The organism is Luteimonas colneyensis (genome assembly GCF_014836665.1).
Taxonomy (GTDB): Bacteria; Pseudomonadota; Gammaproteobacteria; order Xanthomonadales; family Xanthomonadaceae; genus Luteimonas; species Luteimonas colneyensis.
In genome coordinates, this window is sequence record NZ_JACSQJ010000006.1 from 202,218 (window position 1) to 220,284 (window position 18,067).

22 protein-coding genes are annotated in these 18,067 nt (G+C 72.9%); 6 read left to right on the forward strand and 16 right to left on the reverse strand.

Annotation, left to right across the window (positions count from 1 at the left end):
* Window positions 1-50: 50 nt before the first annotated feature.
* The 6 genes from H9645_RS11460 to H9645_RS11485 are packed head-to-tail and all read right to left on the reverse strand — an operon-like array spanning window position 51 to window position 4,863.
* Window positions 51-1,478: an RNA polymerase factor sigma-54 gene (locus H9645_RS11460; RefSeq protein WP_191729824.1), complete on the reverse strand. Its 1,428-nt coding sequence runs from the start codon at window positions 1,476-1,478 to the stop codon at window positions 51-53.
* Window positions 1,479-1,512: 34 nt separating this feature from the next.
* On the reverse strand, window positions 1,513-2,232 hold the full coding sequence (lptB, locus tag H9645_RS11465; RefSeq protein ID WP_191729825.1) for an LPS export ABC transporter ATP-binding protein: 720 nt from the start codon (window positions 2,230-2,232) through the stop codon (window positions 1,513-1,515).
* Entirely contained in the window at window positions 2,232-2,720 is a 489-nt protein-coding gene (gene lptA, locus H9645_RS11470) for a lipopolysaccharide transport periplasmic protein LptA (protein ID WP_225218202.1), read from the reverse strand. Before lptA ends, lptB begins: the two co-directional genes overlap by 1 nt.
* A gap of 19 nt (window positions 2,721-2,739) precedes the next feature.
* The gene (lptC, locus tag H9645_RS11475) at window positions 2,740-3,303 is read right to left on the reverse strand and encodes an LPS export ABC transporter periplasmic protein LptC (protein WP_191729827.1); all 564 of its coding nucleotides are present in this window, start codon (window positions 3,301-3,303) and stop codon (window positions 2,740-2,742) included.
* Window positions 3,300-3,848 (reverse strand): KdsC family phosphatase, encoded by a 549-nt coding sequence (locus H9645_RS11480; protein WP_191729828.1) that lies wholly within the window; start codon window positions 3,846-3,848, stop codon window positions 3,300-3,302. The genes lptC and H9645_RS11480 overlap by 4 nt, the downstream gene beginning before the upstream one ends.
* A gap of 10 nt (window positions 3,849-3,858) precedes the next feature.
* Window positions 3,859-4,863 (reverse strand): KpsF/GutQ family sugar-phosphate isomerase, encoded by a 1,005-nt coding sequence (locus H9645_RS11485; protein ID WP_191729829.1) that lies wholly within the window; start codon window positions 4,861-4,863, stop codon window positions 3,859-3,861.
* 127 nt (window positions 4,864-4,990) lie between these two features.
* On the opposite strand from H9645_RS11485, the gene H9645_RS11490 reads away from it, so the two are divergent.
* Both H9645_RS11490 and murA read left to right on the forward strand, forming a co-directional pair.
* On the forward strand, window positions 4,991-5,227 hold the full coding sequence (locus tag H9645_RS11490; protein WP_191729830.1) for a BolA family protein: 237 nt from the start codon (window positions 4,991-4,993) through the stop codon (window positions 5,225-5,227).
* Window positions 5,227-6,486 carry a UDP-N-acetylglucosamine 1-carboxyvinyltransferase gene (gene murA / locus H9645_RS11495; RefSeq protein WP_191729831.1) on the forward strand — a complete coding sequence of 420 codons (1,260 nt, stop codon included), beginning with the start codon at window positions 5,227-5,229 and terminating at the stop codon, window positions 6,484-6,486. The genes H9645_RS11490 and murA overlap by 1 nt, the downstream gene beginning before the upstream one ends.
* Before the next feature lie 6 nt (window positions 6,487-6,492).
* Here murA and H9645_RS11500 read toward each other — a convergent pair whose 3' ends face one another.
* Genes H9645_RS11500 through purM form a run of 4 tightly spaced genes read right to left on the reverse strand, consistent with a single transcriptional unit; the run spans window position 6,493 to window position 9,762 of the window.
* A complete protein-coding gene (locus tag H9645_RS11500) occupies window positions 6,493-7,200 on the reverse strand; it encodes a DUF3108 domain-containing protein (protein WP_191729853.1) in 708 nt (235 codons plus the stop codon).
* 9 nt (window positions 7,201-7,209) lie between these two features.
* Window positions 7,210-8,004 (reverse strand): DUF3108 domain-containing protein, encoded by a 795-nt coding sequence (locus tag H9645_RS11505; RefSeq protein WP_191729832.1) that lies wholly within the window; start codon window positions 8,002-8,004, stop codon window positions 7,210-7,212.
* A gap of 10 nt (window positions 8,005-8,014) precedes the next feature.
* The gene (gene purN / locus H9645_RS11510; protein ID WP_191729833.1) at window positions 8,015-8,680 is read right to left on the reverse strand and encodes a phosphoribosylglycinamide formyltransferase; all 666 of its coding nucleotides are present in this window, start codon (window positions 8,678-8,680) and stop codon (window positions 8,015-8,017) included.
* Window positions 8,681-8,685: 5 nt separating this feature from the next.
* Window positions 8,686-9,762 (reverse strand): phosphoribosylformylglycinamidine cyclo-ligase, encoded by a 1,077-nt coding sequence (gene purM / locus H9645_RS11515; RefSeq protein WP_225218203.1) that lies wholly within the window; start codon window positions 9,760-9,762, stop codon window positions 8,686-8,688.
* Between the two features lie 83 nt (window positions 9,763-9,845).
* Here purM and H9645_RS11520 point away from each other — a divergent pair, with 83 nt between their 5' ends.
* Both H9645_RS11520 and hda read left to right on the forward strand, forming a co-directional pair.
* Window positions 9,846-10,913 (forward strand): DUF2066 domain-containing protein, encoded by a 1,068-nt coding sequence (locus H9645_RS11520; protein ID WP_189497043.1) that lies wholly within the window; start codon window positions 9,846-9,848, stop codon window positions 10,911-10,913.
* 49 nt (window positions 10,914-10,962) lie between these two features.
* The gene (gene hda / locus H9645_RS11525; protein ID WP_191729835.1) at window positions 10,963-11,658 is read left to right on the forward strand and encodes a DnaA regulatory inactivator Hda; all 696 of its coding nucleotides are present in this window, start codon (window positions 10,963-10,965) and stop codon (window positions 11,656-11,658) included.
* Window positions 11,659-11,685: 27 nt separating this feature from the next.
* Here the strand turns inward: hda and rnk are convergent, their stop codons facing one another.
* The 4 genes from rnk to H9645_RS11545 all read right to left on the reverse strand — a co-directional run bounded on the left by rnk (window position 11,686) and on the right by H9645_RS11545 (window position 14,201).
* The gene (gene rnk / locus H9645_RS11530; protein ID WP_191729836.1) at window positions 11,686-12,096 is read right to left on the reverse strand and encodes a nucleoside diphosphate kinase regulator; all 411 of its coding nucleotides are present in this window, start codon (window positions 12,094-12,096) and stop codon (window positions 11,686-11,688) included.
* 129 nt (window positions 12,097-12,225) lie between these two features.
* Window positions 12,226-13,044: a M15 family metallopeptidase gene (locus H9645_RS11535; RefSeq protein ID WP_191729837.1), complete on the reverse strand. Its 819-nt coding sequence runs from the start codon at window positions 13,042-13,044 to the stop codon at window positions 12,226-12,228.
* A gap of 71 nt (window positions 13,045-13,115) precedes the next feature.
* A complete protein-coding gene (locus tag H9645_RS11540) occupies window positions 13,116-13,298 on the reverse strand; it encodes a type II toxin-antitoxin system antitoxin (protein WP_191729838.1) in 183 nt (60 codons plus the stop codon).
* A 36-nt stretch (window positions 13,299-13,334) separates the two neighbouring features.
* Entirely contained in the window at window positions 13,335-14,201 is an 867-nt protein-coding gene (locus H9645_RS11545) for an SPFH domain-containing protein (protein WP_191729839.1), read from the reverse strand.
* 130 nt (window positions 14,202-14,331) lie between these two features.
* On the opposite strand from H9645_RS11545, the gene H9645_RS11550 reads away from it, so the two are divergent.
* The gene (locus H9645_RS11550) at window positions 14,332-14,766 is read left to right on the forward strand and encodes a hypothetical protein (protein WP_191729840.1); all 435 of its coding nucleotides are present in this window, start codon (window positions 14,332-14,334) and stop codon (window positions 14,764-14,766) included.
* 61 nt (window positions 14,767-14,827) lie between these two features.
* Here the strand turns inward: H9645_RS11550 and H9645_RS11555 are convergent, their stop codons facing one another.
* Together H9645_RS11555 and H9645_RS11560 are read right to left on the reverse strand one after the other, a co-directional pair.
* Complete coding sequence (locus H9645_RS11555) at window positions 14,828-16,060, reverse strand: endonuclease/exonuclease/phosphatase family protein (RefSeq protein ID WP_191729841.1); 1,233 nt, start codon at window positions 16,058-16,060, stop codon at window positions 14,828-14,830.
* Window positions 16,057-16,779: an arginyltransferase gene (locus H9645_RS11560; protein ID WP_191729842.1), complete on the reverse strand. Its 723-nt coding sequence runs from the start codon at window positions 16,777-16,779 to the stop codon at window positions 16,057-16,059. Before H9645_RS11560 ends, H9645_RS11555 begins: the two co-directional genes overlap by 4 nt.
* Window positions 16,780-16,960: 181 nt before the next feature.
* Here H9645_RS11560 and H9645_RS11565 point away from each other — a divergent pair, with 181 nt between their 5' ends.
* Window positions 16,961-17,644, forward strand: a complete 684-nt coding sequence (locus H9645_RS11565) for an EF-hand domain-containing protein (RefSeq protein ID WP_191729843.1) — start codon at window positions 16,961-16,963, stop codon at window positions 17,642-17,644.
* Window positions 17,645-18,067: the final 423 nt, after the last annotated feature.

An 18,067-nucleotide genomic window follows, 5' to 3' on the forward strand; every position in this document is an offset into this window, starting at 1 on the left:
AGGAACAGGTTAACCCAGCCCCCGGAAGGCGGGAAGCGGCCAGCCGACAGTCAGGCGATGCGCACGCGCTCGTGCGAGGAAGGGATGTTCAGGGCCTCGCGATACTTGGCCACGGTGCGCCGGGCCACCGGCACGCCGCCCTCCTTGAGGCGCTCGGCCAGGCGCGCGTCGGACAGCGGCTTGCGCGGATCCTCGGCCTCGACCAGCCGCCGGATCATGTCCTGGATGGCGGTGCTCGAAGCTTCGCCGCCGCCACCGGTATCGATGCCCGAGGCGAAGAACGCGCGCAGCGGCATGGTGCCGCGCGGGGTGTGCACGTACTTGCGCGCCACCGCCCGCGACACGGTGGATTCGTGCATGCCGATCTGCGCGGCGACTTCGCGCAGCGTGAGCGGGCGCAGCGCCTTGGCGCCGAACTCGAGGAAGCCGGACTGCTCGCGCACCAGGCAGTGCACCACCTTGAGCAGGGTCTCGCCGCGGGCCTCGATGTTCTTCAGCAGCCAGCGCGCTTCCTGCAGGCGGCCGCGCAGGTAGCCGGCGTCGGCGCCGGCGGCGTGCTGCAGCATCTGTTCGTAGCCGCGGTGGATGGTGAGGCTGGAATGGCGGCCGCCGGCCAGCGACACCTTCCAGATGCCGCCCTGGCGGGTGATGACGCAGTCGGGCACCACGTAGGTGTCCTGGGGCATGCCGCCGATGCGCGCGCCCGGCCGCGGATCCAGCCCGCGGATCAGCTGCAGCGCGGCGGCGGCCTCTTCGTGGCTGCAGCCCAGGGCGTCGGCCACGCCCGCCTCGCCCAGCCGCGCCAGACGTTCGATCAGGGTCGAGACCGCGCGCCGCGCGATGTCGCGGGCCGGTGTTTCCGGCGGCAGCGCGTCGAGCTGCAGCAGCAGGCATTCGCCGAGGTCGCGCGCGCCGACGCCGGTCGGGTCCAGGCCCTGCACGTGGCGCAGCACCAGGCTGATCTCGGTCTCGCTGCATTCCAGCTCGGGCGCCAGCGCCTCGGCGATGGCCGACGGCGGCTCGCGCAGGTAGCCGTCGTCGTCGATGGCATCGACCAGCGCTTCGCCGATGGCCAGCTCGCGCGGCGAGAGGTGGCTGAGGTTGAGCTGCCAGGACAAATGGTCGCGCAGCGTCTCGGACTGGGCGATGCGTTCGGATGCGTCGCCGTCGGGATCCTCGCCGCTGCCGCGCCCGCCTTCGGTCCAGGCCGCGTCGCGGTGGTCGTCCCAGTGGTCGTCGTGCGCTTCGGCGCGCTCGTCGCGGTGCGCCTCGGCGGCGTCGCCGTCCGCGTCCCGGGTTTCGCCGGGCGTCGACAGCGTCGGCGAATCCTCCCACTCCAGCAGCGGGTTGCTCTCGACCGCGTCGTTGATCTCGGCTTCGAGCTCGGGCATCGACAGCTGCAGCATGTGCAGGGCCTGGCGCAGCTGCGGCGTCAGTACCAGTTGCTGTCCCAGCGATGTCTGAAGGCGAGGCTTCACGACGTTCCCCTGTCGGCGGGGACGCGCCCCCGGCTTACAGTCGGAAGGAGTCCCCGAGGTACACCCGGCGCACGTCCGGGTCGGCCAGCAGCGCGTCCGGAGCCCCCTGCGCGAGCACGCCGCCGTCGTTGAGGATATACGCGCGGTCGCAAATGCCCAAGGTCTCGCGCACGTTGTGGTCGGTGATCAGCACGCCGATGCCCCGGTTCTTCAGGTGGCGGACGATGCGCTGGATCTCGCCGACCGAGATCGGGTCGACGCCGGCGAAGGGCTCGTCGAGCAGGATCAGGCGCGGGCGCGCGGCCAGCGCGCGGGCGATCTCGACGCGGCGGCGCTCGCCGCCCGACAGGCTGGCGCCGGCCTGGCCGGCGACGTGCGTGACCTGCAGTTCGTCCATCAGCGAGGCCAGCTCCGCCTCGCGGCCCTTGCGGTCGAGGTCCTCACGCAGCTCCAGCACCAGCATGATGTTGTCGGCGACGCTGAGCTTGCGGAACACCGAGGGCTCCTGGGGCAGGTAACCCACGCCCAGGCGCGCGCGCCGGTACATCGGCTCGCCGGTGATGTCGCGGCCGTCGAGCACGATGCGCCCGGCGTCCGCCGGCACCAGGCCGACGATCATGTAGAAGCAGGTGGTCTTGCCGGCGCCGTTGGGGCCGAGCAGGCCCACGACCTCGCCGGCGTCGAGCGTGAGCCCGAACTCGCGCACCACCTCGCGCTGGCGGTAGCTCTTGCGGAGTCCTTCGGCGACCAGCATCAGTTGCCGCCCTGGTCGGCCTTCGCGCCCTTGGGAAGGATGCGGGTGCGGATCTGGCCGCCGTCCTGGCCGCCGCCCTGCACGCGGCCGGTGGCCATGTTGTAGACGATGCGGCCGCCGGACATGGTGCCGCGGCCGGGCTGGTTGATCTCCGCGTTGCCGGTGAAGACCACGGTCTCGGTCTGCAGGTCGTAGTCGACGTTGGCGGCGCTGGCGTCGATCGTGCCGCCGTCGTCGAGCTGCTGCTTCAGGCGCACCGGCGAGCCGGTGAGGATCACGCGCTGGATGTCGCCGCCGCCGCGGCGGACGTCCGCCTTGGCCGCGCGCACGTCGAGCGTGCCCTGGACGATGCGGACGTTGCCGGCGAACACGCAGGGACCGCCGTCGTCGGCGAGCATGCAGTCCTGGCTGTTGGACGTGAGGTCCATGGGCTGGTTGCGGTCGCTCGACTTCGCCCATGCGGGCGCGGCGGCCAGGGCCGCGGCCAAGGCAAGGAGCGTGGTGAGGCTAGCGGCGCGTGGGGACATAGCGGGTCTGGACCTTGGAGGTGAGCTGGAAGCGCTTGCCGGCCAGGTCGGCTTCCATGCCCGTGCCCCGCATTGTAGTGCCGGGCTGGGTGATGGTCACGGCGGCGTCGGTGCGTGCCCGGCGCTGCTCCGGAAACACCTGGAGGGCGTCGGTCTCCATGCGCATCGCACGGTCGCCGGCGGGGTCGGACACCGCCACCACGTCGCCGTCCAGCCGCATCTCGCTGCTGTCGGCGCTGATCCAGCCGGTGGCGGCGCGGAGGTCCCAGTAGTACCCGCCGTCCTCTTCCGGCAGCAGGAAGACCGGCTCGCGCAGCGCGAGGGTCTCGTCGGCGGGGTTGCGCTGCAGCCAGGGCGCGCGCAGCGTGAAGGCCTCGCGGCCGTCGTCGTCCAGCGACACCAGCTCGAAATCCTCGAGCACGTAGTCGGAGCGGTCGCTGGTGACCGTCGTCTCCTCCAGCTCGGCCCCCTGCCGCCAGGCCGACCAGCCGCTGGCGATCGCGGCCGCGAGCAGCACGAGGATCAGCACGCCGCGCCAGCTCACTGTCGGGTTCCCGCGGCGTCGACGTCGGTGCCGCCGCGTGCGGCCAGCAGCATCTCGCAGAATTCACGCGCCGCGCCCTCGCCGCCACGATGGGCGGACTGCCAGTGGACATGCGCGAGAACCGCGGGTTGCGCGTCGGCGGGCGCCGCGGCGAGTCCCGCGGCGGCCAGCACGGCGAGATCGGTGAGGTCGTCGCCCATGAACGACACCTCGTCCGCGGCCAGACCGAGGCGCGTGCGCATGGCCTCGACGCAGGCAAGCTTGTCGCGGATGCCGGTGTGCGCCTCGACCCCGAGGTCGCGCGCCCGGATCTCGGCCGCGGGGCTGGTGCGCGCGGTGACGAAGGCCACGGTGATGCCCGCGCGGCGCAGCAGCGACAGGCCGAGGCCGTCGTGGACGTGGAAGGCCTTGGTCTCGGTGCCGTCGGCGGCGATGTACAGGCGGCCGTCGGTCAGGGTGCCGTCGACGTCGAAGCAGGCCAGGCGGATGCGCGCGGCGCGCGCGAGCACTTCGGGGGACGGGGCGGGGCGGTCGGTGGGGCGCATGGACGCGGGATCACACCACGCGTGCGCGCAACAGGTCGTGAATGTTGAGGGCGCCGACCACGCGGCCCGCCTCGTCCACGACCACGAGGCCGCCGATCTTGTGCGCCTCCATCAGCTGGGCCGCTTCCGCCGCCAGCGCGTCCGCGCCGATGGTGCGCGGGCTGCGCGTCATCACCCGGGCGATGGGCGTCGCGCGCACGTCGATGCCGGCGTCGAGGCTGCGGCGCAGGTCGCCGTCGGTGTACAGGCCGAGCAGGCGGCCGTCGCCGTCGACCACCGCGGTCATGCCCAGCATCTTGCGGCTGATCTCGGCCAGCGCCTCGCTGACGGTCGCGTCCGCGGACACGCGGGGCACGGCGTCGCCGGTGTGCATGACGTCGGCGATGTGCAGCAGCAGGCGGCGGCCGAGCGCGCCCGCAGGGTGCGAGCGGGCGAAGTCGTCGGCGGTGAAGCCGCGGGCTTCCAGCAGGGCCACGGCCAGGGCATCGCCCATGGCCAGCGAGGCGGTGGTGCTCGAGGTCGGCGCCAGGTGCAGCGGGCAGGCTTCCGCGGGCACGCTGACGTCGAGGTGCACGGCGGCGGCGGTGGCCAGGGTCGAGCCGGCTCGCCCGGTCATCGAGACCAGGGCGTTGCCCTGGCGCTTGAGCACCGGGAGCAGCTGCAGCACTTCGTCGGATTCGCCGGAATACGAGAGCGCCAGCACCACGTCGGCGTCGGTCACCATGCCGAGGTCGCCGTGGCCGGCCTCGCCGGGGTGGACGTAGAAGGCCGGCGTGCCGGTGGAGGCGAGGGTGGCCGCGATCTTGCGCGCCACGTGGCCGGACTTGCCCATGCCGGTGCAGACCACGCGGCCGCGGCAGGCCAGCAGCAGGGCGCAGGCGCGGGAGAAGTCGCCATCGATGCGGGCTTCGACGGCGGCGAGGCCCTGGCGTTCGATCTCGAAGACCCGCCGGCCGCTGGCCGCGAAGTCGTGCGCGCCGGGGGCGCTGCTGGGGTGCTCGTTGCTTCCGGGCATTTCCGGGCCGGACCCTTTTCCGTTAGGCTAACCGGTTCATCTTACGCGGAATCGCTCCCGTTCCCGCGCCTTCGCGCGACGGCGGGGCCGCCGCCTCATGTCCCCTTCATCAGCTGGAAGACCGCCCTTGGACGCAGACACCATCCGCAAACTCATCGAACAGGGCCTGCCCGGCGCCGCGGTGGAGGTGCAGGGCGACGACGGCGTGCACTTCGAGGCCGTGGTGGTGCACCCGGACTTCGCCGGCAAGCTTCCGCTGGCCCGCCACCGCATGGTGTACGCCACCCTGGGCACGTTGATGGGCAACGAGATCCACGCCCTCGCGCTGCGCACCCTGACCCCCGACGAGCACCGGCCCGGCTGATGCAGAAGATCGCGGTGACTGGTGGCGTCGCCCTCGAGGGCGACGTCCGCGTGTCCGGCGCCAAGAACGCCGTGCTTCCCATCCTGTGCGCGACCCTGCTGGCCGACGAGCCCGTCGAGATCGGCAACGTGCCGCACCTGCACGACGTGGTGACCACGGCGAAGGTGCTCGGCGGCCTCGGCGCGGGCGTCACCCACGATGCCGACGGCAGCCACGTCGTGGTCGACCCCCGCGGCGTCGACAGCCACGTCGCGCCCTACGAGCTGGTGCGCACGATGCGCGCCTCGGTGCTGGTGCTGGGGCCGCTGGTGGCCCGCCACGGCGCCGCCGAGGTCGCGCTGCCGGGGGGCTGCGCGATCGGCTCGCGGCCGGTCGACCTGCACATCCGCGCGCTGGAGGCGCTGGGCGCGCGCATCACCGTCGAGCACGGCTTCATCAACGCCCGCGCCGGCCGCCTGCGCGGCGGCGAGGTCGCCTTCGACATGGTGAGCGTGGGCGCGACCGAGAACGTGCTGATGGCGGCCACCCTGGCCCAGGGCACCACGGTGATCGACAACGCGGCGCGCGAGCCGGAAATCGTCGACCTCGCGGACTGCCTGCTGGCGATGGGCGCCGACATCGAGGGCGCCGGCAGCTCGCGAATCGTGGTGCGCGGCGTCGACCGCCTGCACGGCGCGCGCCATGAGGTGGTCGCCGACCGCATCGAGGCCGGCACCTTCCTGGTCGCCGGCGCGATCACCGGCGGCCGCGTGACCATCACCCACGCGCGCCCGGACACCATGGACGCGGTGCTCGAGCGCCTGTCCGCCGCCGGCGCCGACATCGGCATCGATGGCGACCGCATCACCGTCGACATGCGCGGCCGCCGCCCGCGCGCGGTGGATATCACCACGGCGCCGCACCCGGCGTTCCCCACCGACATGCAGGCGCAGTTCATGGCCCTGGACTGCATCGCCGAGGGCGTGGCGACGATCGACGAGACGATCTTCGAGAACCGCTTCATGCACGTGAACGAGCTGATGCGGCTGGGCGCAGACATCCACATCGAAGGCCATCGCGCGACCGTGACCGGCGTCGAGCGCCTGAGCGGCGCGCCGGTCATGGCCACCGACCTGCGCGCCTCGGCGTCGCTGGTGCTGGCCGGCCTGGTGGCCGAGGGCGAAACGGTCATCGACCGCATCTACCACCTCGACCGCGGCTACGAGCACATCGAGCGCAAGCTGTCCGGGCTGGGCGCCCGGATCACGCGGATCGACTGACCGTGGTCAGTCGACCGCCTTCAGGGTCAGGTCGATGTGGTCCTTGCCATCCCGGCGCTGCAGCACGCGCGCCGGCACCGGCAGCCCGTCCACCACCCAGGCGATGATCTCGCGCTTGCCGTCGCGGCGCACCACGCGGGTGGCCTCGTGCGACTTGCCGCCGACCCGGACCTGTTCGGTGCCCTCGACCTGGAAACGCTGGCGCTTGACGCGACCGTCCTCCACCAGACGGTAGTCCAGCGGCTTGCCGGCGGCGACGTCGCGCACCAGCACCAGGTTCATCAGCATGCCGTCGAGGTCGCCTGCCTGCAGCTTCACCGGGCCGGCCCGGTCTTCCTTCACGTCGCCGGACCAGCGCGCCTCGCCGCGCTCCCAGTCGTAGTCGGCCTTCACGGTCTTGCGCTTGACCAGCATCGCCGCCAGGCCGCTGGTGCCGCGCTGGCTGTCGGTGCTCTCCAGCGGTCGCCACTGGTCGCCGTCGACCTCGAACACCGTGCTTTGCACGAGCTCCGCGCCCATGCCGCCGATGTCGATGCGGTATTCCCAGCGGTCCGGCCCGGTGCTGGCCAGGCTCATCTTCGCCGTTGCCTCCATGCCCATGTAGTTGGCCTGGTAGTCGGCGCTGAAGGGCTCGACCGCGAACGCGGGCGCCGGGCCGAGCGCCATGGCGGCGACGGCGATGGTGGCCGCGGCGCGGCGGCGGAACGACTTCATGTTCGACATCTAGCGAGCTCCTTCATATGCGACCAGGCGCAGGTCGATGGCGTCTTCGCCATTCTCGCGCTGCAGGATCCGGACGGGCGTGGGCACGCCGCGCGCCACCCAGAAGATGGTTTCATCATTGCCGCCGTTGGTGCGTGAAACACGCATGGCGTCGTACGAGAGGCCGTCGACCTCGACGTACTCGGTGGTTTCGGCCACCGCGTACTGGTGGTCGCGCACTCGGCCGCCATCGACGAAACGGTAGCGCAGGCGGCGACCCGGCGCGGCGTCGCGCACGATGGCCAGGTTGATCAGCAGGCCGCTCTTGTCGCCCTCGAGCAGGGGCACGGGTTGCCTGCGCGCCTCCTTGATGTCGCCGCTCCAGCGCGCGACGCCGGCGTTCCAGTCGTATACGCCCTCGACGTGGCGGCCCATGAACAGCGCCTTGCGGCGCGTGTCCTGCCGCAGCGGGCGGTAGTCGCCGCCGGCCTCGTCGAACAAGGTGCCCTGGTCGATGTCCAGTCGCACCCAGCGGGCGAGCCCGCGGGTGCCGGTGATGTCGAGGTCGATGCGCCAGAGCCCGCTTTCGCGCGCCAGGCGCATGCTGGCGGTGCCCGCGGGCTTGCCGCCGTTCCAGGCGTCGTAGGTGGCGAGGAAGGGTTCGAGCGCGACGGCTGGGGCGGCATCTTCGCCGGCCTGCGCGGGCGCAGGATCCGGCGCTGCCGTGGACGGCAGCGGGGCGTCCGCGGCCAGCGCCGGCAGGATGGCCAGTGCGGCGGCGAGCATCGTCGACAGGAGGCGGGGGGCGGTCTTCATGCCGCCGGGATCATGCCGGCAGGCGGTTGGATGCCAGCTGAAGCGGCGCCGCGAGTAGCTTGCCGTCGAGCTCCACCACCTCGTCGCGGAGGACGATGCGGCCCGCGCAGAGCAGCTGCAGGCTCGCGACCAGCAGCGGATGCTCGGTGTCGAGCACGCGCGCGGCCAGCGCGTCGGCATCGTCGCCGTCGAGGACCGGCACGCGCGCCTGGGCGATGACCGGGCCGCCATCGAGGTCGGCGGTCACGAAGTGCACGCTGGCGCCGTGCTCGGGTACACCCGCGGCGAGGGCGCGCGCGTGCGTGTCCAGGCCCTTGAAGTCCGGCAGCAGCGACGGGTGGATGTTGATGATGCGCCCGGCCCAGGGCGCCAGCGCCGCGGCGCCCAGCAGGCGCATGTAGCCGGCGCAGACGACGACGTCGGGCCGCACCGACGCGACCTCCGCGAACAGCGCGGCGTCGAATTCGTCGCGGCCGGCGAAGTCGCGCGGACGCAGGGCGCGGGCGGGGATGCCCGCCGCGCGCGCGCGCGCGAGTGCGAACGCCGCGGGCTTGTCGCCGAAGACGCCGGCCACCTGCGCGTGCAGCCGCCCGTCATCGATGGCATCCAGGATCGCCTGGAGGTTGCTGCCGCGGCCCGAGGCCAGCACGGCCAGGCGCGGCGTCGCGTCGGCCACGGCGTTCAGCCGATGCGCACGCGCGCGGCGTCGCCGCTGGCGGGCACCACCGAGCCGATGGTCCAGTGCGCCAGCGACAGCGCGTCCAGCGCCGCGCCCACGGCACCCACGCGCGACGGGTCGACTGCCAGCACGAAGCCGATGCCGCAGTTGAAGGTGCGCCACATTTCCTCGCGCGCCACCGCGCCCTCGCGCTGCAGCCAGTCGAAGACCGGCGGCATCACCCAGGCAGACGCGTCGATGTCCAGGCCCAGGCCTTCGGGCACCACGCGGATGATGTTTTCGGTCAGGCCGCCGCCGGTGATGTGGGCCATGGCGTGGATCGACGCGCCCTCGGCGCCGCGCAGCAGCTCCAGCACCGGCTTCACGTACAGCGCGGTGGGCGCCATCAGCGCGTCTTCCAGGCGCACGCCGCCGAGGTCGGTGTCGCCGGGGCGGCCGGCGCGGTCGTAGATGCGGCGGACCAGCGAATAGCCGTTGGAATGTGGGCCGCTGGAGGCGATGCCGATGAGCACGTCGCCGGCGGCGACGCGGCCGCCGTCGCGCAGCTCGGACTTCTCCACCGCGCCGACGGTGAAGCCGGCCAGGTCGTATTCGCCCGGGCCGTACATGTCCGGCATTTCGGCGGTCTCGCCGCCGATCAGCGCGCAGCCGGCCAGCTCGCAGCCCTTCGCGATGCCGCCGACCACGGCCACGGTGGTGTCGATGTCGAGCCTGCCGGTGGCGAAGTAGTCGAGGAAGAACAGCGGCTCGGCGCCCTGCACCAGCACGTCGTTCACGCACATGCCGACCAGATCGATGCCGATCGTGTCGTGGCGGCCGAGCTGCTGCGCCAGCTTCAGCTTGGTGCCGACGCCGTCGGTGCCCGAGACCAGCACCGGCTCGCGGTACTTGCCCGACAGGTCGAACAGGGCGCCGAAGCCGCCCAGTCCGCCCATCACCTCGGGCCGGAAGGTGCGCTTCACCAGCGGCTTGATGCGCTCGACGACTTCATTGCCCGCGTCGATGTCGACGCCGGCGTCCCGGTAGGTCAGGGGAGTGGGGCTGGTCACGGTGGCTCGCAGGCGCGGGGAAGCCGCCATTTTAGCAGTCCCGGGGGCGCCTTCATGGACGCGGCGCGGCCCGTGCGGCACCATTCCCCGCTGATACGGTCCCGGGAACGATGATGCCCAAGGCGTTGCTGCTCACGCTGCTCCTCGCACTCCTGCCCGCCGGCTGGGCCCAGGCCCAGCGGGTCGAGGGTGATCGCGCGGGCGCCAGCGGCCTGTACGAGGCCGAGGTGGCGGTCGGGAGCCAGGCCGAATCCGCGCGCCAGTCCGGCTTCCAGCGCGCGCTGGCCCAGGTGCTGGGCAAGCTCTCCGGCGATGCCGGGGTCGCCCGGCGCCCGGGCGTGGCCCGCGAGCTCCGCCGCGCCGGCGATTTCGTCGAGCACTACGACTACCGCCAGGACGAGGGACGCTCGGCCGCCGGCTCGCCGACCTACACCACGACGCTGGTGGTGCGCTTCCGCAGGGACGACGTGGATGCCATCGCCGGTGCGCTGGGCCTGCCGGTCTGGCCCGAGCCGCGCCCGAAGCCGGTGCTGTGGCTGGCGATCGATGACGATACCGGGCCGCGGCTGGTGGCCGTGGGCCAGAACAACGTCGCCCGGCCGGTGCTGGACCGGGCGCAGGAGCGCGGCTTCCGCCTTGGCCTGCCGGGCGGCAGTGCCGCCGAGCGCGCGGCGGTGGGCGCGATCTGGCGCGGCGACTCCGCCGCGGTGGCGCGCCTGTCGGCCCGCTACAGCCCGCCGATGCAGCTGATCGGCAAGCTCTACCGGTCTGGCGGTGGCTGGAAGGCCGACTGGACCTTCGTCGACAACGGCCGCGTGCTCAAGACCTGGTCGGAAGAGGGTGCGCAGGCGCGCCGGGTCATCGCCTCGGGCGCCGACGGCGCCGCCGACGCCCTGGTGCGCCGCTACGCGAAGGCGAGCAGCGTCGGCGAACCAGCGATCGAGCGCGTGGTGGTCACCGGCATCCACAGTGCGAACGACTACGTGCGCCTGGCGTCGTGGCTGCAGTCGACCTCGGTGGTGCGCGGGCTGCGTCCGCTGCGGGCCACGCCCGACAGCCTCGAGCTCGAGCTCGACCTGCTGACCGGCCTGGCGGGGTTCCGCCGGGTCCTCGACGACTCCGTGCTGGTCGAATCCGGCGCCAACATCGAGGGCCTGCCGCCCGAGTTCCAGCTGCGCTGAGGCCCGGGATGGAGTGTCCACCGGGGGCGGCGTACCGCCGCGGCGGCGCATGAGCCGGCAGCTGCCGCTGGCGCTGCGCTACCCGCCCGACCAGCGCTTCGACACCTTCGTCGGCGCCCCGCCTGGCGCCCTGGCGCAGCTGCGGGCGCTGGCCGCGGGCGATGGCGACTGGCTCTACCTCGACGGCGCCGCGGGCACCGGCAAGACCCATCTCGCGCTGGCGGCCTGTGCCGAGGCCGAGGCGCAGGGGCGCAGCGCCGCCTACCTGCCGATGGCCGCCGCCGCCGGGCGCATGGGCCAGGCCCTGGAATCACTGGACGGCATGGGGCTGGTGGCGCTGGATGGCCTCGAGGCGATCGCCGGCGATCGCGGGGACGAAGTGGCCCTGTTTGACTTCCACAACCGCGCGCGCGCGGCCGGCATCGGCGTGCTCTATGCCGCGGTCGCCGCGCCGGCCTTGCTGGCCCTCGGACTGCCGGACCTGCGCTCGCGCCTGGCGCAGTGCGCCCGGGTGGCGCTGCTGCCGCTGGACGACGATGGACGGGCGGACGTGCTGCGGCTGCGCGCGCGCCGGCGCGGCCTGCAGTTCGACGAGGCCGCGATCGCGTGGCTGCTGAAGCGGGCCGGGCGCGACCTGGCCGGGCTCACCGCCCAGCTCGACGCCCTGGACCGGGCCTCGCTGGCGGCCCAGCGCCGGGTGACGGTGCCGTTCCTGCGCGAGGTCCTGCGACACGCGGGCGGCTGACGCGGCCCGCGCGGATGCCGCGGTGGCTCAGCGGTGGAGTTCGCCGGCGCGTTCGGGCTGGTAGGTGACTTCCTCGATCAGCACCTTGACGGCGCCGCCGCCCGGCTTCGGCCATTCCATCTCGTCGCCCTGCGACAGGCCCAGCAGCGCGCTGCCCACCGGCGCGAGCACGGAGATGCGGTCGGGGCTGCCGTCGGCGTCGCGCGGATAGACCAGGGTGAGCTTGAAGGTCTCGTCCGGACCGACGCGGAAGCGCACGGTCGAATTCATGGTCACCGTGGTCGGCGGGATGTCCTTGGGCGCGACCACGTCGGCCCGCAGCAGCTCGGCCTCGAGCGCCTCGCGGCCGGGGAAGGTGCCGTCGGGGAGGGACTCGAGCAGGCTCTCCAGCCGCTCGGCATCCAGCGTCGAGATGGTGATCTTGGGTCGGGTGTTCACGCGTGCGTCTCCTGCAATGCGCTTGCCGCCAGCAACGCGCCCCGGCGACGTTTCGCGGCGGCCGGGGCGCGGGTGGGCTGGCGGCGATGGTGTTCGTTGCCGTCAATGTAGCGGCAGCGGGCCGCGATCTCAATCGGTTCGCGCGCTCCCGTCGTGGCGCCAGTGCCAGGGCTCGTGGACGATGCCGTGCGGATTGCCGCGCGGGTAGCTCATGGTGAAGCCGAGGCCGCCCGCGTTGGCCTGGAGCCAGGCGAAGGCGGCCGTGTCCTCGAAGGATTCCTCGGCGGCCGGCTCGCCCGGAGCGCTGATGTCGATGGCGCGGCCGGAATGGTGTTCCGACCAGCCCGGGGCGGCGTTGACCGCCAGGATCTCGTCGATGGACTGGCCGCGGGCCAGCTTCCGCTGGACGATCCCGGCCTGGTGGTCATGGCTGCGATAGCCGGAGACCGCTTCCAGCACGACGCCGTCGCGGGCCGCCGACTCGACCAGGTGGCGCCAGCCGCGCGCGGCGTCGGCGCGCAGCCACAGCGCGCGCCCGTAGCGGTCGCGCCCGGCCCAGGCCAGCCAGGCCGGTTCCGCCTCCAGGGCCAGTCCCGTGCGCCCGGCGTAGGCGTCGCCGTCGATGCCGAGCACCTCCAGCCATCCGGCCAGCCGGGTGGTGGGCAGGGTGGGTACGGCGTCGATGCCGGCGCGCAGGGCCGGATGCCGCGGGCGGGCGAGGACGCGCAGGGCCGCGTCCAGGCCGGGTTCGCGCGCCAGCCGCGGCACCAGCGGCCGCAGTCCCTCGGGCAGGTCGGCGGCGAGCAGGACGCCGTCGCGCTTGCGCCTCAGCACGGCGCGCGCGCGCGCCAGCATGCGGGCGTCGCGGTTGCCGCGCGCGCGCAGCACGCCGCCCGGCCACAGCTCGATGTCCGGGGTGTTGGCGAGGATGGGGTCGCGGCCGCGCATGGCGACAGGCTAGCCGCTGATGGTGCGACGCGCCATCGCGCGGAGGCGCGCGGCTGTTGCGACCGGTCGGCTCATTCCCCGCCCTGCGCCCGGCCGCCGCCGCGTCCGGGCAGGCGGCCGGCCTTGCGCAGGGCCTCGCGCAGGACGTACTCGATCTGCGCGTTGGCGCTGCGCAGCTCGTCCTCCGCCCAGGCCTGCACCGCGGCCAGGATCTCGGCGTTGATGCGCAGGGGATAGGCCTTCTTTTCAGGCATGGCGGCTACCACGGCGGCGTCCGGGCGTGGCCGCCATCAGTACAGCGAGCCGGAATTGACCACCGGCTGCGCGCCGCGGTCGCTGCACAGCACCACCAGCAGGTTGCTGACCATCGCCGCCTTGCGCTCCTCGTCGAGCTGGACCACGCCACTCTTCTCGAGTTCGGCCAGCGCCATCTCGACCATGCCGCAGGCGCCGGCGACGATCCGCGCGCGCGCCGCCACCACCGCATTGGCCTGCTGCCGCTGCAGCATCGCGTGGGCGATCTCGGGTGCGTAGGCGAGGTGGCTGATGCGCGCTTCCAGCACGTCAACGCCGGCCGAGGCCAGGCGCTCGTCGAGGTGTCGCTTCAGCTCGCCGGAGATCTCGACCGGATGGCTGCGCAGCGACATCTGGCCCTCCTCGTGCTGGTCATAGGGATAGCTGGTGGCCATGCCGCGCAGCGCCGCTTCCGACTGGATGTGCACGAAGCTCTCGTAGTCATCGACGTTGAACACCGCCTCGGCCGAGTCGACCACCTTCCAGACGATCACCGCGGCGATCTCGATCGGGCTGCCGTCGAGTTCGTTGACCTTGAGTTTGCCGCTTTCGAAGTTGCGGATGCGCAGCGACACCTTTCGCTTCGCATAGAACGGGTTGCTCCAGCGCAGGCCGTTGTCGCGCACGGTGCCGACGTACTTGCCGAACAGGCTCAGCACCGCCGACTGGTTGGGCTCGACCATGTACAGGCCGAGCAGGCAGAAGAGCGCGATGGCGCCTACGACGATCGGGGCGGCCAGCGGGACGCCGGCGCCGTCGCCCGCGATGGACCGGAAGAGCGCCCAGCCGCTGGCCAGCACGACGGCGAACAGGACCAGCAGCACCGGGATGCCGGGCAGGGAACGGACGGGGTTTTCCTTCATCGGTCTCTCCGTTAGCAGGAAGGGTGCACGGATAAAGTGATATCTGAATGATATCAATCAGTCAAGTGCGGGACGCTCGCCCGCGCGTCTCTGCCAAGATGTGCGCCCGCCCCTCTGGAGCCGCCCACCGATGACAGGCCGCGACGGCTATGCCGTGTTCCTCTTCCCGCAGGCGCTGGAAGCGCTGGGCGATGCCATCAAGCCGTACATCCAGGACAACCCGGCGGTCGGGCCGCACGTCGCCTGCGACGAGATCGATACCGCCGGGGCGCTGATCGAGATGACCCTGAAGGGGCGGATGCCCACGGGCGAATACGTGGACCTCGAGCTGATGGTGCCGTCATCGATGGTGCGCATGATCGTGTCGCGGCAGAGCGGCGGCGTGTTCGGCTTCGGTCCGCGCAGCTACGAGGCCTCCGCGCCGCCGCCGGTGCTGCCCACCGTCGGAGCGTCGGCGCGGCCCGCCGAGGCCCCCGCAGAGGCCGTGCCCGACAGCGCCGCCGCGGGATCGCCGGCGGTGGAGGACGAGCCCCCCGGGGACGCCGCCGGCAAACCGGCGCCCTGACGCCGCGCCATGGAGGTCGCGCCCGTCGCCGGATGCCCTCCGGTGCGTCTGGACGGCGCCCTCAGTCGGCCAGGTCCACCCAGACCAGGCGATGGTCGGTGCCGTCGACGATGTCGGCACCGTCCGCGCCGGGCGCCGGCCAGTACACGCCGGCATCGAGCAGCCGGAACCCGGTCGACGGCAGCGCGTAGTCCAGTCGCAGCGGCCCCACGCGCGGCCCGAAGTCGCCGGTGGCGTGCGCCACGTCGCCGCGACGGCCGGGCCTGTGCGCGCCTTCCGCGTGCGCCGCGCCTTCGCTGCGCGGCGTGGCCGAGCGCAGCACGCGCGGGTGCTCGAGCAGGTCGACGATGGCCTGGTGGCGGCCGTCGCCGTCGGCGGGATCGTTGTTGAGGTCGCCGAGGACGACGAAGCGCGCGTCGGCGCCGAGTCCACCGCAGCGGCCGGCGTCATCGCAGAGCCAGGAGAGGTCGCCGGCGCCCACGTACTCGGTCCACAGCCGGATCTCGTCGTGGTTGCGCGCGCCGTTGCGGTCCTCGGGGCCGTCGAACACCGGCGGCGTCGGGTGCGAGGCCAGCACGTGCACCGTGCCCAGCGGCGTGCGCACCGGCACGTCCCAGTGCGACTTCGACGACAGCCGCAGCTTCGACCAGGTCGCGTCGTCGTGCCAGGGCGCACCGGTGGCCGGATCGACCGGGCGCGCGGCGCCCGGCATCGCAGCCCACGGCAGCCGCTGGAAGGTGCGCGCCGCCGCGGCATCGATCGGGTGCATCGACAGCAGCAGCATGCCGTACTGGCCGGGATGCAGCCCGTAGCCCCAGGCGTCGTTGCCGCGCGCGCGCGCGCCGGCGGCGTCTTCGCCTTCGACCGGTCCCGATGCGGCGACATGGCCGCTGCGGTCGAGGTCCAGGCCGCTGGGGACGCCGGTGTTGACCGGCGCGAAGTAGCGGTACGGATAGCGCAGCGCGGCGCCGCCGCCGGCCTGCGGCACTTCCAGGTAGTCGCGCTGGAAGGCGTCCGCGGCGCGGCCGGTGGGGTCGTGGTCGAACTCGTTGACCAGCACCACGTCGGGGCGGACGCGCTGCAGCACCGCGGCCACCTTGCGCGCGTTGGTGTCGCCGGATTCCAGGCGTCGCAGCAGGCCGCCGGCTTCGTCGGAGTAGAGCGAGGCGTTGTAGGTGGCGACGCGGAGGGTGTGGTCTGGGGTCATGGCCTGGCCGGGATCGCCGTGGACGTTGACGCGCACGCAGCCGGCGAGCAGCGCGCAGCAGAGCAGCGCGAGGAGGCGGCGGCTCATGCGCTGGCGTCCGGGGGCAGCGGCCGCCACGTGCGGCCGTCGAACTGTTCGAGGGGCTGGTATCTGCGCTTGTAGTCCATCTTCCGGTGTCCAGGGATCCAGTAGCCGAGGTAGAGGTGGCGGCGGCCGTCGCGGCGCGCCCAGTCGATCTGGTGGAGGATCGCGAGCGTGCCCAGCCCGCGTGCGGACTGCTCGGGGTCGTAGAAGGTGTAGACCGCCGACAGCGCATCGTCCACCAGGTCCGTGACCGCCACCGCCAGCAGCTGTCCGCCGGCGCGCAGTTCGAGGAAGCGCCCCTGCGACCAGCTGCCGACCAGGAACTGGGCGAACTCGGCCTTGCCGTGGTCGTCCATGCCGCCGCCGGGATGCCGGCCGGTGAGATAGCGGCGGTAGAGTTCGAAGCGCTCGCTGCTCTCGCCGGCGGGCAGGATCCGCGCCTGCACGTCCGCGTTGCGGGCCAGGCAGCGGCGCTGGCTGCGGTCGGGCACGAAGGCCTGCACCGGGATCCGCACCGGGACGCAGGCGCGGCAACCGTGGCAATGCGGGCGGTAGACGAGGTCGCCGGAGCGGCGGAAGCCCCAGGACAGCGCGCGGGCGTAGGCCTCGGCCAGGCGCGGATCGCCGGGGTCGAGCACGAGGTCGCGCGCGGCACGTTCGGGCCAGTAGCCACACGGGTGTTCCGCGGTGTGGAACAGGCGCAGCGGCGCCGGCTCAGCCATGGCCCTGTCCGTGCGCGGGTGCGGAAGCGACGCGATGCATGCCGTCAGGATACTGCGACCGGTCGCAGCCGCTGCGAACCGGCTGGCGGCTGAACGCCGCCGCCGCCGGGTCAACCGCGCCGCGGTGCCGTGCGTTGACCGGGGCACTGCAGCAATGCCGCTGCCGCCAAAGGAGTCACGCATGAAGCGTCATGCCCTGTTCTTCGCCACCGCACTGGCCGTGGCGTCCGTCGGTACCGCCGGCCTTGCGGTCGCACAGTCGACCTCCGTCGTGCCGGCCAAGGCCGCCACCGACGCCACCGGCGTGGACGCACAGCGCCCGATGCGCGATCGCAGCCACCGCTCCGGCCACCATGGCGGCCGCGGGCACGCCATGCGCGGCGGCATCGAAAGCATGGATGCCGACGGCGACGGTCGCGTCAGCCGCGCTGAGTTCGACGCCGCGCAGGTCGCGCGCCAGGAAGCCCGCGAGGCCCGTGCCACCCGCATGGCCGAGCGGCGTGCGGCGCGCGGCGAAGCCGCGGGTGAAGGTCCGCGCCGCGTCCGTGAAGGCCGTGCGGACGGTCCGCGCGCGGGCCGGCACGCCGCGTTCGACTTCGATGCGATCGACGCCAACCGCGACGGCTACGTCGTCCGGACCGAGGTGGCCGCGCACCGCGAGCGCATGCGCGAGCAGATGCGAGTCGAAGGCGCGAAGCGCTTCGACGAGGCCTTCGTCGCCGCCGACCTCAACCGCGACGGCAAGCTGAGCCGCGTCGAGGTCGACGAGAAGATGCCGCGCCTGTCGAAGCGCTTCGCGTGGATGGACGACAACCGCGACGGCTTCCTGGGCCGCGCCGAACTGGACGCCGGCAAGCGCCGCTGACCGCGGCGGGCACGTCGATGGGGTGGCGCCGGGATGACCGGTGCCGGGCCCGCGCCGCACGTCGGCGCGGGCTTTTTTTCGATTCTTCTCGGCCATCCATGGCCGGCTGTCCGCACACCCCCCGTGCGCGCGACGGGCTGTGGCGAGGTCCGGCCTCGGAAAGATCGAGGGCAACAGCAACAGCAACGCACCAGCACCAGCACCAGCACCAGCAAACCGCACCCGCAGCGCCAGGGCGACAGCGATCACGGCGGCAGCCGCGACAGGGAGTGGCGAGACCGAGTCGGGAAGGAATCGCGCAGTCAGGGTTCAATGTCTTTCCAGACCGCGGGAAAGGTGGTGCCCGGCGCGGGCGCAGGGGGGATGCCCAGAGCCGGCCATGGATGGCCGGCGGCCGGAAGTGGGAGCAGGACAGCGCAGATT

Coding starts and splice junctions, on each gene's coding strand:
- murA (WP_191729831.1), top strand. CDS start 5,227: ATGCAGAAGATCGCGGTGACTGGTGGCGTCGCCCTCGAGGGCGACGTC.
- H9645_RS11555 (WP_191729841.1), bottom strand. CDS start 16,060: ATGAGCCGCCGCCTCCTCGCGCTGCTCTGCTGCGCGCTGCTCGCCGGC.
- H9645_RS11545 (WP_191729839.1), bottom strand. CDS start 14,201: ATGAAGGAAAACCCCGTCCGTTCCCTGCCCGGCATCCCGGTGCTGCTG.
- H9645_RS11480 (WP_191729828.1), bottom strand. CDS start 3,848: ATGCGCCCCACCGACCGCCCCGCCCCGTCCCCCGAAGTGCTCGCGCGC.
- H9645_RS11560 (WP_191729842.1), bottom strand. CDS start 16,779: ATGGCTGAGCCGGCGCCGCTGCGCCTGTTCCACACCGCGGAACACCCG.
- H9645_RS11505 (WP_191729832.1), bottom strand. CDS start 8,004: ATGAAGACCGCCCCCCGCCTCCTGTCGACGATGCTCGCCGCCGCACTG.
- hda (WP_191729835.1), top strand. CDS start 10,963: ATGAGCCGGCAGCTGCCGCTGGCGCTGCGCTACCCGCCCGACCAGCGC.
- H9645_RS11540 (WP_191729838.1), bottom strand. CDS start 13,298: ATGCCTGAAAAGAAGGCCTATCCCCTGCGCATCAACGCCGAGATCCTG.
- H9645_RS11535 (WP_191729837.1), bottom strand. CDS start 13,044: ATGCGCGGCCGCGACCCCATCCTCGCCAACACCCCGGACATCGAGCTG.
- H9645_RS11485 (WP_191729829.1), bottom strand. CDS start 4,863: ATGCCCGGAAGCAACGAGCACCCCAGCAGCGCCCCCGGCGCGCACGAC.
- H9645_RS11550 (WP_191729840.1), top strand. CDS start 14,332: ATGACAGGCCGCGACGGCTATGCCGTGTTCCTCTTCCCGCAGGCGCTG.
- H9645_RS11520 (WP_189497043.1), top strand. CDS start 9,846: ATGCCCAAGGCGTTGCTGCTCACGCTGCTCCTCGCACTCCTGCCCGCC.
- H9645_RS11500 (WP_191729853.1), bottom strand. CDS start 7,200: ATGAAGTCGTTCCGCCGCCGCGCCGCGGCCACCATCGCCGTCGCCGCC.
- purM (WP_225218203.1), bottom strand. CDS start 9,762: ATGGCGGCTTCCCCGCGCCTGCGAGCCACCGTGACCAGCCCCACTCCC.
- lptB (WP_191729825.1), bottom strand. CDS start 2,232: ATGCTGGTCGCCGAAGGACTCCGCAAGAGCTACCGCCAGCGCGAGGTG.
- H9645_RS11565 (WP_191729843.1), top strand. CDS start 16,961: ATGAAGCGTCATGCCCTGTTCTTCGCCACCGCACTGGCCGTGGCGTCC.